We start from the raw sequence: 13,374 nt of genomic DNA on the forward strand, positions 1-13,374 counted from the left end.
AGGGGAACATTTAGATTTCATCACGAAATAAAACGGGCAGGGGGGCAGGCAGCTCTACTCGAAAACAAGAGCCACCTGCCACCACTCGCGCCAATTACGTTCGTCTTTCAGTCGATTTTAGTGAACGGCGACACGGTCGCCTGATTTGGATTTGAAGTATTCATCCATCTGCTTGACCACATCCCGCTTTTCTTCCACTTTGGTATCGACGGGAATCAGGCCTGTGAATTTTCCTTCTGCATCCAGCATCTTTTCTTTGACATCCAGCTGCTTATTCAAGTCTTTAATCAGGCTTTTGGCGCGTGTCAGCTGGGAATTATCAATTTCCAGATTACTCACGGTTTCCGCTGCCTGAACTGATTTCAGACGTGCTTCCAGTTGCTCGATCTGTACTTCCATGTCCATCTTCGCGGAGAGCATGTTTTCCAGCTTCTCGCGATTGGCATCCAGGGCCTTCTGGCGCGCTTTCAGAATCTGTTCGTTTCGCTTCAGAGTGTCGGTGGCGACTTTATAACGATCGAAACGTTGTGCCAGGTCGCTGCGGATATCGTCTTTACTGTAGGTCCGGCTTGCGTACACAAATTCCGTCTCGTTGGATTCCAGGTCCGAACGCAGTGTAAACATCGCATCTTTCTGCTGTTTCATAGCGAGTTCTGTTTCCTGCATCTCACTCTGCAGTGTTTCGACATCCACCTGCTGCTCTGCAATCACATGCATGCAACGACGAATGTCAGGCACTAGATCCTCCACCATTTTACGAGCCCGGTCGACTTCAAAATCAACAGGGACTTCCGATTTGACCGCCTGTCTGACAGAATTGCCAGCTGTCTTTACATAGCTCACCACATCGCGGCCAAATACGAAGGTTCCCAGCGTGGCCAGCACTGCAGCACCTATTACAAATTTTTTACACATGAATATCATTGTCCAGACTCCCTCAATACAACAACAATTGTTCGATTCGGAACAGTAGGCCAAACCGATCGGCCACGTCACAGGGAGTTATTCGTCGCTCATTTCAGGTTCTTGAAAGTTTTTCAAAAAGTTGGCCCGAAAAATAAAAAACGCTGTATCCTATTGAAATACAACAGGATACGGCGTGATAGATAGAGTTCAATTTTAAGATTCTCAGTTCTGGGGCAATGCCTTCAGGAAGAAATCCACAAAGTTCTGTGACATGATGCCTTTGATGTCTGCGGAGCTGTATCCCCGTTTTTCCAGAATCCCGGCAAACATCTCCAGATCGGCAATTGTATCCAGATCGTGGGGGGTCTGCTCTTTTCCGAAACCACCATCCAGGTCGGTTCCCAGGCCACAATGTTTTGCATTTCCCGCCAGCTGGCAGATGTGATCGGTGTGATTGGCAATATCTGCGACGGAGGTCGTCTTGGGATCGGAAACCCCAATCGTCCAGCCTGGTTTGATCATCCAGTTATCAAAGGCACAACCAATCACAGCCCCCCGTTCAATTAATACTTTAATTTGCTCATCCGTCAGTTGGCGGTCGGCATTCACCAGTGACCGGCAGTTGTGATGGCTGGCCAGTACTGGTCCCTCGAAGATCTCCAGCGCTTCCCAGAACGTCTCATCGGCAAGGTGCGTTACATCCAGCAGCATGCCCACCCGATCCATCTCTTTCAGCAGCGCGGGCCCCTGCTCTTTGAGCCCCCCTTCACTGCCTGTTCCAAAACAGTAGGGACCAGGTCCATAATGGGCGGGACCTAAAATTCGCAGCCCCGCATCAAACCAGTCCCCAATCTGCTCGGGTGACAGAATGGGAGGCGCCCCTTCCATGCTCAGAATGAAACCAATGGGAATCGTACTGCCTTCCGCGCGGGCAGCTGCTTCATTGGCCTCCCATTCGGCGACATGACTGGCGAGTGTGCTGCTGTCCGGGATTTCTCTCAAAACGCCTTTTGCTACCATAGCCTGGTAATAAGCCAGTTGCCCCATGGCCACACCATAGGCGGCTTCTCTCGACTGATAATGTGTCAACGCCGCATCTTTGCGATGCAGACGTGGCAACAGAGTGGAGATCGTGATCCCCACGCCCCCTTTGCGAAGAGCATGCCAGGAGACGGTCGCTTCTCCGGGGATAATATTTTCAAACTGCCGTTCAAACTTGCGAATGTCGCTGACAGGTAATTCCAGGTCCCGGTTCCATTCACAGGCATTCCAGGCCATATCAAGGTGTGCATCAAAAATCAGCATAGGTTTCTCATTCTGAAAAGAAGGTGGGGATGATCGTGGTCGATCATTTTATATCACGATGTCCTGCAAATCAGGCATCCGTTGAGGAAGGAGTTTCGGGCCCTGTCACATCGATTGAATTTCCGCCACAGGAACAGATTCCTGCAGCAAAAGAAAACCAGCCGACAATGAACAGCGTTCGGGGCAATGGCTCCCCAGAAAGTCTGACCACTGAGTGTTAAAACGTAAAGACTTCCGGAGAAAAAAATGATCCCCAGCAGAAAACACCAGCCGGCAAGATTCAACAGCTTTTTCTTCTGTGAAGTCAGTCCGGCAAATCCGACCAGGACCAAAGCAATCGAGTGAAACATCTGATACTGCGCTCCGGTTTTGAAATCGTTCAGATATTTCTGCGCCGTAGGCACTTCCACGCCGGTCACCGTTTTCACCTGACCGGCATATTTCTCAGCAAAATAGCCATCGATGCCGTGTGCTGCGAAGGCTCCTAAAATGACTGCCAGTCCGCCCAGCGCTGCACCAATGGTCGACCAGTTAATTGAACAACACGACATCCACGTATCTCCCTGATTGAAATAGGATACCAGAACTTCGGCAGGTGAAATTATAACTCGATTTTCGTACCCAGCACTTCCAGAAACGCAGCCAGCCACTGCGGATGAGCTGGCCAGGCAGGTGCGGAAACCAGGTTTCCATCCACGTGGACGCCATCAATGGGTGTTTCTACAAACGTGCCTCCGGCGAGAGTCACCTCGGGGGCACACGCCGGATAAGCCGTACAGCTTTTGCCTTTCAACACACCGGCGGCTGCCAGCAGCTGCAGTCCATGGCAGATAGCAGCGATCGGCTTGCCTGCGGTCGCAAACTGCCGTGCGATCTCGATTACTCGTTCGTTCAGTCGAATATATTCCGGAGCCCGTCCGCCGGGAATCAGCAAAGCGGTATAGTCGTCTGCATTCACTTCAGCGAAAGTGGCATTGAGCGTAAAGTTGTGTCCCCGTTTTTCGGAGTAGGTCTGATCGCCTTCAAAATCGTGAATCGAAGTCCGGATGATTTCACCCGTTTTTTTATCGGGACAGACCACATCCACCTGATAACCCACCATTGTTAATGCCTGGAACGGGACCATGATTTCATAGTCTTCTACATAGTCACCCGTTAAAAACAGGATTGATTTTTTTGCCATTGTTTCATCTCCTCTGATGATGTTTTAACCTGCCAGCAGAAACACCAGCCGCGCCCCAATCATAAGAGCCACCGAGAGTAATAACCAGCCAAACTGCCGTCTCAGTTGCAGCCCTTTCAGCCGCGCATTCAGATCAGAGCCCAGCCGGGCGCCTACTGTCCCGCCTAACAGCAGGGCAATCACAATCATGATATTAATATTGCCATGCCAGGCATGCGCAATTGTGGACTGGAACGCTACAATCCAGACAATCATCAGACTGCAGGTAATGGCTCGATGGGTGGGAATGCCCAGCCCGAATATCAGCACGGGAAACAAAAGCAGGCCTCCGCTGATTCCCAATAAACCAGAGAGCAGTCCCAGCCCCAGTCCAAACCAGGCAATGACCGGAATCGAGAGGGGTTCCTCCACCAGGCTGGGAAAGCGGGCCACAGGAGGGATCTGGAACCGTTCTGTAAAAAGCGTCCCTTTCAACTCAGAATCATCGCGACGGGCACTTCGCAACGAAAGCACTCCCAGGCCGGTCAGCATAAACAGATAGGCAATCAGTACCACCAGATCCGCGACAATGATGTTTCTTGCATTGAGAACGACAGAAGTGGATGATTTCGCGTGTTCCAGAATTCCTGTTCCCGCTATGACGCCGAGTAACAGTCCCCCCGTAATTACCAGCGGGAAGAACAGATCCCGGAACTTGATCTTCCGCGCCAGCAGCGATGTGGTTGCGGGCCCTAAAACCTGGCAGGCACTGGCGCCGACAGCCAGTTCCATCGGAATTCCCAGCACAATATTCAGAATGGGGACCAGTAGGAACCCTCCTCCCACACCGAACATTCCCGCCAGAAAGCCAATCAAGCCTCCGGCAGATGAGATCAGAAAAAAGTCAAACCATCCAAAACCCATAACGCCGCCGCCTCAGATCTGATAATCAGGGAAAATATAATCGTCGTCTGAGTTGTTGTTCGAGCGATCCTGCCATTGATTGAAGATCCAGTTCACAATCACGCCCCATAAAACGGGAATGATGATGCAGGCAATGATAAAGAAGATCTTGTCCAGCATGTACTTGACCTTAACGGAGTTCAGAATGGTGTGCTTCGTGTTTAGAGGCTGCAGACAGCTACTGTCAAGTGTGAACAGTCGCTTCTCCGGAAATGACTGCCGATCTTAACTTGTGTCCAGTCTTACTCTAGCCTCTCCCGGGCCATTTGGACCGAGTATACTAGCTTGAGAGGTGCTATGATTAAATGTGATCCGCTCTGGTTGTTTTTTCCTTACTTTTCTGAGAGCATGTACGTTCGTGAATCACGGATTTACTCTAAAAGAAGGTCCTGCTCATATGGACGAAACAATACAGGAATCTGATCAGCGACTGCTCGAACTGATTCAGTTGAATCTGATCCGGGGAGTCGGTCCGCGGATTCGACGGACGTTACTGGATCGATTTGGCAGTCCGGCTCAAATCCTGAACGCGCCTCGCCAGGAATTGCTCAATGTACCGGGCATCGGGACTAAACTGGCAGATGCGATCATTTATCGCGAGGCAAAATCGACTGCGGAAGACGAACTCCGCCGTTGTCGCGAAGCCGGTTATCAGATCTTGTCTGAGGAATCGCTTGAATATCCATCCCTCCTGAGAGAAATGCACGATCCCCCTTCACTGCTCTACTGTAAAGGGAGCCTGATGCCGGAAGATGAGCTGGCTGTCGCCATCGTCGGCTCACGCAAATGCACACACTACGGATTACAGCAGGCAGAAAAGATCGCCGCTGCACTGGCACGCGCCGGGATTACCATTGTCAGTGGTCTTGCCCGAGGCATCGACCAGGCGGCCCACACCGGCGCGCTCAAAGCGGGAGGACGAACGATCGCCGTCATGGCGACCGGGTTGGCGCACATTTACCCTCCCGAACACAGGGAACTTTCGGAACAGGTTGCCCGGCAGGGAGCCATCGTCACCGAGTTTCCCCTGGATCAGGCACCCGTCGCTGGTTTATTTCCCCAACGAAACCGCATCATCAGCGGATTTTCCATGGGTGTACTGTTGATCGAAGCGGGGCGCAAAAGTGGTGCCCTGCATACCGCGCGGCATGCTTACGAACAGGGACGCGAAGTATTTGCCGTCCCCGGCCGTATCGATCACCCCGCCAGTGCCGGCTGCCATGACCTGATTCGCGATGGTGCCATGCTCGTCCGGGATGTGGATGATATCCTGGAGGGACTGGGCCCGGCAAAAGCACCGGTAATGACAGCGCAGAACCGGGAAGTTCATACGCCCCGCGAACTCTCGTTAAGTGAATTTGAACGTGATATTCTGAACCTCGTCACGCTGGAGCCACAACATCTCAACGAAATCGTCCAGTCAAGTAATCTCGATTCCTCACGGATTCTCTCCACTCTCACGATTCTGGAAATGCGCAAAGTGGTCAAACGCCTGCCCGGGGGATACCTGGTACGTGCCATGGGATGATTACAATTCCCAATCCGAGTGAATTTGATTAATATCTCTGAATGAACTCAAAATCCGAAGCAAGCGCCGCCGGTCAGGCCGTCAATTCCAAACGCATTTTATCGATCTATGATCTCTGGGTGCTGGGCATTTCTAATTCCCTGATCTGGAAGTGCCGTACGAAAGCCATATTAAACTGGATGAACGAGAGCCTGACCAGCAACCATCTGGATGTAGGTGTGGGCACCGGTTACTATCTGGATCACTGCTCATTTCCAAATGCGAGCGTCAGACTGGGCCTGCTCGACCTGAATCCAAACAGCCTCGCAGCGGCCGCCAGTCGGGCGAGCAGATATGCTCCGGAAACATATCAGGCAGATATTCTGCAGCCCCTGCCCGACCAGCCACATCGATTCGACTCGGTCAGTCTGAATTATCTGCTGCATTGCCTGCCCGGCGATCTGAATTCAAAGTCAACCCTGTTTGATCACCTCAATCAATGGTTGAATCCGGGAGCGATCATCTCGGGCTCGACCATTCTGGCAGAAGGAGTTCCTCGCAGTCTGTCTGCCTGCAAGTTGATGAATTTCTATAATGAGAAAAAGATCTTCACTAACTCAGCAGACAGTCTGGAAGAGTTACAATATCAGTTGCAGAGTCGTTATACTGACGTGGAACTGAAAGTGACTGGCTGTGTGGCCCTCTTTCGTACCCGCTACATTCCTTCTACAACAAATTGACCAGTATGGAAATTCGTGAGTTTGCAGAACGGGTTCTCCTCAGTGATTCACTGGAAGAGAAACTGAAGCCCGCCCCTCCGATTTTAAGCGACGACAGTCCGGGAGAACCGCTGCGCATCAAAGAACCGACGCGACCGGCCAATCTGCAGTTCGCCGCCCCCCGCACCGCGCCTGCCATGCCGAAACCCGCTGCGTTGTTCGAGCAGGAAAAACGGGCGCTCGCCCATCACATCATGGCGAACCATGAACTGCAGGCATTGGAAGTGATGGCCTATATTCTGTGTGCTTTTCCCGATGCACCAGCGGAATTTCGTCAGGGCATGTGCGCGATCATGGCCGACGAACAAAGACACACCCGCATGCATAAAGAGCGGGCCGCAATCCAGGGACTGGAGTTCGGCAGTCTGCCTGTGAACTGTTATATCTGGAAGAAGGCGCTTAGTTATGAAAGTCTGCTCGATTATCTGGCCGGCCTGCCTCTGACTTTTGAAGGGCGCAATCTGGATCATACCGGGGAATTCGAGCAGTACTTTCTGGATGCCGGCGATCAGCGCAGTGCCGCTTTGATGAAGGTCGTCTATCGAGATGAAATTCAACACGTCGCCTTCGGCCTGCACTGGCTCCGTCAGTTAAAGCCCGATCACCTTTCCGATTGGGAAGCCTACGAACAGCACCTGCACTGGCCCATCCGCGCTGCACTTTCTGTAGGCTATACGTTCAACCGGGAAGCACGCAGAGAGACAGGCATGACAGACGAATTTATTGATCGGCTCTACCAGGCTGCTCACTCCGATCAGCCACCCAACCAGAAACCAAAGAACCTGGAATAAACTCAACGGAAACCGGAGACACTTCGTGCTTCAGCAGACTCAGCCTACAGAAATCAAGGTGATCTTCGTAGACTGGCATGGAGTGTTGAGCCTTGACCCGTTCTGGATCTCAATTCTTAGGAATGCATGGCACCCGCTGCATCAACAGTTATCAGAGGCAACAGAAAATCTCTTCAATCACCAAATCGACAGGGTGCATCTCTGGATGCGAGGAGAGTTGACGTCAAATCAAATCATCGAATCATTTCAGATGACTCCGGGTCCTGAATTTCCGCTGGACTATCTGAATCGCAAAGTAATCGAAGACTGCCAATTGATGCGAATCAACGCTCCTTTGGTTCGAGCTTTACAAGATGCCAAAACAGCGGGGACAAAAATTGTCCTTGCGACAGATAATATGGACTGTTTTTTTGAAGCCATTCAACAGGCGAAACAGCAAAGGAAGTGCATTGAGGAAGAAACCATCTCGTTTGCCTCTACGGTTCAACTATTTGATGACATCCTCTGCTCCAGCGAACAGCGTATATTAAAAAGAGAAGACCCTCAACGCTTTTTTGCAAACTGGCTCAAGCGCCAGTCCTTTACATTCAGTAACGCCCTACTGCTGGACGATCTTGAAATCAACTGCGATGTGTTCCGAGCAGCAGGTGGGTTCGCGAGACAGTGGAATCTCGAACAACAGGAGGAAACGAGTCATGTGGCCTTTTGGGAAATCTGAACCGGAGCATCCTCCTGGATTCCATGGCATTTGCCCAGACTGTGAAGTAGAGCTTATTGCAGTTCGCCAGGCCTGCAGCAACAAGCTACCAGTACTTACCTGTCCCGTGTGCAATAAAACGTTCGATTACTCGTATAAACCATCTTATGTTTTCTATGAAGTTCAATCACAACGTCGGGACTGCCGGGCTTCTGTAATGAAGCAACACCTGCGTGAAACTCAGCTTCGGGCTCCCAAATATATCCGCGAACGATATTGGATTGTCTACGAATTACCTGAAGGAGTTACTATTTTTTACGATAGCGCAAACAAGTTCTATAATGTCCAAATAAAAGAAATTCCCCCGAGAACAATTGATTGCTTTCAACAAGTCATTGATTTTTTAAGCGAAAACATCTCTGTTTCAGAGAAAAACGACTGCTGACAGAATTTCCTGTTTCACTTTTTCTTCGGTTTCTTGCCCTGTTTTTTCCGTTTGACTTCCAAGCTCGGATGTTTGGGACCACCGCCTAAGTAGGGATGTTTTTCCAGTTGATCCCCTTGCCCCAACTCGCGGGGATCATGGGTGGCCACGAGTTGCTGTTGCAGTTCTTTTGCCAGTTTCGCTTTGACCATCTCGTACATGGGATCGGCGGCAACGTTCTGCAACTGATCGGGATCATTCCGCAGATCATACAGTTCTTCGGTGGGAAGTTTGCCGAATGCGAGTTCATACAGCCGACGGTGAGTCTCATCCTTATCTTTATTCTCGACCATGTAAGTCTTGGTGGGGCCGTTGTCACAGTCTCCATACCAGGTGCCGGGAATGGCCGCAAGTTGATAATCAGGGGTCCCTGCCGGCCAGCGATCGGGTCGGTAGTTGTGAATGTAAAGAAAGTCATCGGTACGAATGGCACGACAGGGATAGCCCCCCATGTCGGGTGCTTCCTGTGAAGGCACATGCCGCTCCTTACCGAAGATAACTTCGTTCCTGTTGTCTGCAATTCGGCCTGATTTTGCATTCGTCAAGACAGGCATCAGGCTGCGACCGGTCACATCTGCCGGAATTTTCACTCCCGCTGCCTCATAATAGGTGGGCGCCAGATCAATCAGGCTGACAAAATCGGTGACCGAGCGTCCGGGCTTGATTTTTTCGGGCCAGCGGGCTGCGAGAGGCACGCGCGTACCCGTATCATACAGACAACTTTTTCCACGCGGGAACGGCATGCCATGATCGCCGGTCATGAATACGATGGTGTTATCGAGTTCGCCTTTTTCTTCGAGTGACTTCAGCGCATCACCCACCAGCTTGTCGAAACGTTGAACTTCAAAGTAATAGTCGGCGACATCACTGCGGACAATTGGAGCATCCGGAAAGCAGGCAGGCAATTTGATTTTGGAAAGATCCATGCCGCTCTGCACCCCGGTCCCCGCTTCATAAGGGCGATGCGGATCACTGCTGCCCAGCCAGAAACAGAACGGCTCGCCTTGTTTCTGATGCTGCAGAAAATCCTGAAAACTCTTAAAGCGTTTTCCCGCCAGTTCGCGACCGGCGGTTTCGGTGCGTCCCGGTCCCCAGGCTTTCCCGGTGTAACCTACCTGATATCCATTCGCTTTGAGAATTTCCGGATACGTTTCGAACTTGTCAGGAAAAATGCAATGCAGGTTCGCCCCTGCTTCGAGTTGCCAGTGGTATTTCCCGGTCAGAATGGCCCCGCGTGAAGGAGTACAGGAAGGCGACGAAACAAATGCATTCTGAAACAGCACACCTTCACGCGCCAGCCGATCAAAGGTGGGAGTCTTGACTACCGGATCGCCATAGACGCCCGCATGTGGCCAGCCCCAGTCATCGGCGATTGCGAACAGAATATTGGGTCGCTTCTGCTGTTCCGCTGCCTGAGAGTTTTTAACCACACAGAATGAGCAGATTATGATACAGCAGAACAGACAGCGTAATACAAAGGAACCATTAAACATAGCGCACCTTTAACGGCTGGAATCAGAGGAATCAGGGACATTGATTCCACTTTACTTGCGGTTCTGCAGGTACGCAAGTAAATCCCGTATTTCCTGCTGTGACAGACGCTGTTCCAGCCCTTTGGGCATGATGGATGTCGGCGACTCTTTCATTACTTCAATCTCATCACGGGCGATTCGGACTTCGGACAGATCGGCGGTTCTGAGGTAGACGGTATCCGTGGATTCGCGACTGATGACTCCCGTATAAATGCGGCCGGCATCTGTCACTACCAGATAAGAGCGATAGCCACGCGCAAAACTGGCGCTGGGAAGTGCGATCGCTTCGAGCAGATCAGTCCCGGTCCGAATAGCGCCGATTTTCGTGAGATCGGGGCCGACTTTTCCACCAGAATTTTCTACCGCGTGACAGCCTGAGCAGGCCGCTTTCTTACCAAAGAAGATTTTACGCCCTTCTTCCAGCCGCCCCTCTGTGAGTAGAGGTTTTAACGATTCCAGATGTGCTTTCTGCTCTGCCAGATCAACGCCCAGTTTTTTCAACAATGGTGTTGCCGCCTGCTGGACCGATTCAGGGTATTTCTGCAATAGACTCGCCAGTTCATCCGCGGACAGGTTCGTCGCAGCGGAAGAACTGTTCAATCCGGTAATCAGTGCCTGGCCCACACTTTCATCAACACTTTTCGCATAAGCTCTCAGCAGAACAGGCAGTGCCAGTGGTCCCGGGGCCTCCAGTTGTTTCGATAACTGAATCAACTGTTCGGCTGAATGCGGTAGAGCGGATAATGCTCTCGCCGCCGCCAGTCGATCCAGGGGAGGATACTCTTCATTCATCCGGGACATGAGAAAATCGAATGTAATCTGGTCGATACTTTTTAAATGACCGCCAACAGCGGATAATGCTTCAATTCGCAGAGAAGCCGGCTGTTTCACATCCAGGGCTAAAGATGTCAACTGTCCATTGAGATCCGGTAGATCATGAGTCTGAGCAATACGGATGACGAGAATCTGTAACTCAGGTTTAGCGGTCTGCAAAGTCTGTTCTAATGCAGAACGCCAGGAGACAGGAAACTCTTTCAACGCAGAACGTTGGATCACTTCCAGTAGAATTGCTTTCGCAGACTGTGACGTTTCAGCATCGGTCAGTGATTTAGCAATTAGTGATTGCACTTCGGAATCCGCAGATTGCGCGACGAGAAAGCCTCGCAGGACGGCAGCCCGTTCCGGGTTCAGTTCCGCTTCGCTTAACCATGTTTTCAACAATGTTAATGTTTCTCCGGCCCAGCCCTCATGTTCGCCGATAATCGTAAGAGCTTCTTTCTGCAAAGCCGGGTCATCGGTATCCAGCAGGGGGGTCACCAGTTCCCGTGTCAGATTCCCTGAATTCATCTGATCCAGAGCAATTAATGCTGCCCGGCGGACAGCCGGACTGGAATCACCCAGGCCTGCGAGAACCAGATTGCGGTTGTCGATGCGAATCAAGGCATAGATGAGAGCATGCTCCAGCGTTCGATCAGGAGACCCTGATTTGATTACTTGAAAGAGAGAGTCCACCACTGACTGCAACTGTTCATCCGGGACAGAGTCCCGTCGACCTGCTTCACAGATGCGGCCCAGCGCAGTGGCAGCAGTACGCTGCACAGCCGGTTGATCCTGTTTCAACAACTGAGTTAACTCTTCTACAGATTGCGAACTTCGTAGACTTCCCAGTGCTTTCGCCGCCGTCATCTGCACACTCGTGGAAGAGTTCAAGCCGCCTTTGATTGCAACAGCCGCTTTGTCTGATCCGATGCGAGATAAAGTCCAGATCGCATTGCGCTTGCTGGTATCGTTATAAAAAGATCCGCTGGGTGAAGTAATGACTTTTGCAAGTTGTGGCACCGCCAGATCACCCACATCGGCCAGTTCTTCGATTGCCTTCTGTTGCACAAATGGTCGTGTGTCATTCAGCAATTGCAGCTTGCGATTGGGGGACAGCGATTTCCAGTCCAGGGCCAACCCATAAGGATCTTTCAGTAAGGGGGTATCTGTTTTACGAATACGATAGATGGCACCATGAATATCTGGTTTTGAAATTTGAGACTGGGGACAGCCAATGCGGAACCAACCGCCGGTGTCAATGACCAGCAGACTGCCATCGGCGTCTTCGATGATATCAGTCGGATGAAAATCAGGATCTTCCGATACCAGGAAGTCTTCTTCTCTGGTTTCAAATGTAGCGCCGTTGCGTACCAGTTGAGAACGAATGACTTTGTGAGTATTAAATATTGTAGTGAAAATGTTACCTTGATATTCCGGCCCAAACTGGGAACCGCGATAACTCAGCATGCCCGAAACAGCGACGTGACCGAAACGAGTAATCGGCCCCAGCAGTTCTCCCGTACGCTTGAATTCAGCAACACAGTCTTCGAAGTGCGGATAAACGCCTCCTTCCATCCAGTGTACCAGGCAATCCACTCGGGGTCGGTTCAATAGAATATTGACCGAACCGATCATTTCTCCTTCGGGAGTGAAATCGATCTCGACGGGATTATCCATCCCCCCTCCACAATGCACCTCGATATCAGAGCCATCGGGATTACAGGAAAAGATCCGGGCAGCCAATCCTTTACTCGTAACATTTCCTGACTTGTCTTTAAATTCGTGACCATGTCTGCCGTCACACCAGTAGAGCCGTCCTTCCGGCCCACGAAAGCATCCATGGATACTCGCAGCATTCCCGGAGAAGCCAAAGGAATCGACGATGATTTTTCGCTCATCCGCTACCCCATCGTCATCGTGGTCCGTCAGCTTCCAGATATTGGGAGGACTGGCGACATAGAGTGACCCCTCATGCCAGAGTGCGCCCATCGGGAGGGTTAACTTATCTGCGAATACAGTGCTCTGATCAAAACGACCATCGCCATCCCGGTCAACGAGCATGCGGATCATGCTTTTTGGTTCTTTAATCAACTGGGGAGCAGGTGTGTTTTCGCCTGAGCTTTCCGCGATGAACAGCCGTCCGCGATCATCAAAGCCTGCCATCATCGGATATTTCGTCAGTTCACTGTTGGTGACTCGTTCGATGCTGAAGCCTTCTGGAACACGGGGCAGATCTTCTGCGGTCACTTTCACTGATGGAAAGAGACCAACCAGAACCACCAGAAAAAAAACATTCAGAATCGATTTATTATTCGGAAGAAGATTCACAGCAGTCACCCTTATCAGGCAGGAAAATAAGTCAACGAATGAAGATACCCGGGTTAAATCTCAGGGAGGACATGACATTGTAAACAAAGTAAAGAATGGGC

Annotated in this window: 13 protein-coding genes; 5 read left to right on the forward strand and 8 right to left on the reverse strand. The window is 51.1% G+C overall.

Annotated features, from left to right (window positions below):
* Window positions 1–117: 117 nt before the first annotated feature.
* The 6 genes from AACZ40_RS05730 to AACZ40_RS05755 all read right to left on the reverse strand — a co-directional run bounded on the left by AACZ40_RS05730 (window position 118) and on the right by AACZ40_RS05755 (window position 4,456).
* The gene (locus tag AACZ40_RS05730; RefSeq protein WP_291167659.1) at window positions 118–915 is read right to left on the reverse strand and encodes a hypothetical protein; all 798 of its coding nucleotides are present in this window, start codon (window positions 913–915) and stop codon (window positions 118–120) included.
* 213 nt (window positions 916–1,128) lie between these two features.
* Window positions 1,129–2,211 carry a membrane dipeptidase gene (locus AACZ40_RS05735; protein ID WP_291167657.1) on the reverse strand — a complete coding sequence of 361 codons (1,083 nt, stop codon included), beginning with the start codon at window positions 2,209–2,211 and terminating at the stop codon, window positions 1,129–1,131.
* A gap of 53 nt (window positions 2,212–2,264) precedes the next feature.
* The gene (locus AACZ40_RS05740) at window positions 2,265–2,762 is read right to left on the reverse strand and encodes a DUF423 domain-containing protein (RefSeq protein ID WP_339673585.1); all 498 of its coding nucleotides are present in this window, start codon (window positions 2,760–2,762) and stop codon (window positions 2,265–2,267) included.
* 50 nt (window positions 2,763–2,812) lie between these two features.
* Window positions 2,813–3,394, reverse strand: coding sequence for a DJ-1/PfpI family protein (locus AACZ40_RS05745; protein ID WP_291167651.1), 582 nt, complete (start codon window positions 3,392–3,394; stop codon window positions 2,813–2,815).
* A gap of 24 nt (window positions 3,395–3,418) precedes the next feature.
* Window positions 3,419–4,297, reverse strand: a complete 879-nt coding sequence (locus AACZ40_RS05750) for a sulfite exporter TauE/SafE family protein (RefSeq protein ID WP_291167648.1) — start codon at window positions 4,295–4,297, stop codon at window positions 3,419–3,421.
* 12 nt (window positions 4,298–4,309) lie between these two features.
* The gene (locus AACZ40_RS05755) at window positions 4,310–4,456 is read right to left on the reverse strand and encodes a hypothetical protein (RefSeq protein WP_187781903.1); all 147 of its coding nucleotides are present in this window, start codon (window positions 4,454–4,456) and stop codon (window positions 4,310–4,312) included.
* A 277-nt stretch (window positions 4,457–4,733) separates the two neighbouring features.
* Here AACZ40_RS05755 and dprA point away from each other — a divergent pair, with 277 nt between their 5' ends.
* From dprA to AACZ40_RS05780, 5 genes are read left to right on the forward strand one after another with little or no spacing between them, the layout of a single operon-like run.
* Window positions 4,734–5,864, forward strand: a complete 1,131-nt coding sequence (dprA, locus tag AACZ40_RS05760; protein WP_291167637.1) for a DNA-processing protein DprA — start codon at window positions 4,734–4,736, stop codon at window positions 5,862–5,864.
* A gap of 41 nt (window positions 5,865–5,905) precedes the next feature.
* Window positions 5,906–6,583, forward strand: a complete 678-nt coding sequence (locus tag AACZ40_RS05765) for a class I SAM-dependent methyltransferase (RefSeq protein ID WP_291167635.1) — start codon at window positions 5,906–5,908, stop codon at window positions 6,581–6,583.
* A gap of 5 nt (window positions 6,584–6,588) precedes the next feature.
* Entirely contained in the window at window positions 6,589–7,413 is an 825-nt protein-coding gene (locus AACZ40_RS05770) for a ferritin-like domain-containing protein (protein WP_291167633.1), read from the forward strand.
* A gap of 25 nt (window positions 7,414–7,438) precedes the next feature.
* Window positions 7,439–8,131: a hypothetical protein gene (locus AACZ40_RS05775; protein WP_291167631.1), complete on the forward strand. Its 693-nt coding sequence runs from the start codon at window positions 7,439–7,441 to the stop codon at window positions 8,129–8,131.
* Entirely contained in the window at window positions 8,109–8,555 is a 447-nt protein-coding gene (locus tag AACZ40_RS05780; RefSeq protein ID WP_291167628.1) for a hypothetical protein, read from the forward strand. The genes AACZ40_RS05775 and AACZ40_RS05780 overlap by 23 nt, the downstream gene beginning before the upstream one ends.
* A 14-nt stretch (window positions 8,556–8,569) precedes the next feature.
* Here the strand turns inward: AACZ40_RS05780 and AACZ40_RS05785 are convergent, their stop codons facing one another.
* Both AACZ40_RS05785 and AACZ40_RS05790 read right to left on the reverse strand, forming a co-directional pair.
* On the reverse strand, window positions 8,570–10,024 hold the full coding sequence (locus AACZ40_RS05785) for a sulfatase (protein WP_339673593.1): 1,455 nt from the start codon (window positions 10,022–10,024) through the stop codon (window positions 8,570–8,572).
* Between the two features lie 114 nt (window positions 10,025–10,138).
* Complete coding sequence (locus tag AACZ40_RS05790) at window positions 10,139–13,273, reverse strand: PVC-type heme-binding CxxCH protein (protein ID WP_291167622.1); 3,135 nt, start codon at window positions 13,271–13,273, stop codon at window positions 10,139–10,141.
* Between the last annotated feature and the right edge of the window lie 101 nt (window positions 13,274–13,374).

Source organism: uncultured Gimesia sp. (assembly GCF_963972345.1).
Classification (GTDB): domain Bacteria; phylum Planctomycetota; class Planctomycetia; order Planctomycetales; family Planctomycetaceae; genus Gimesia.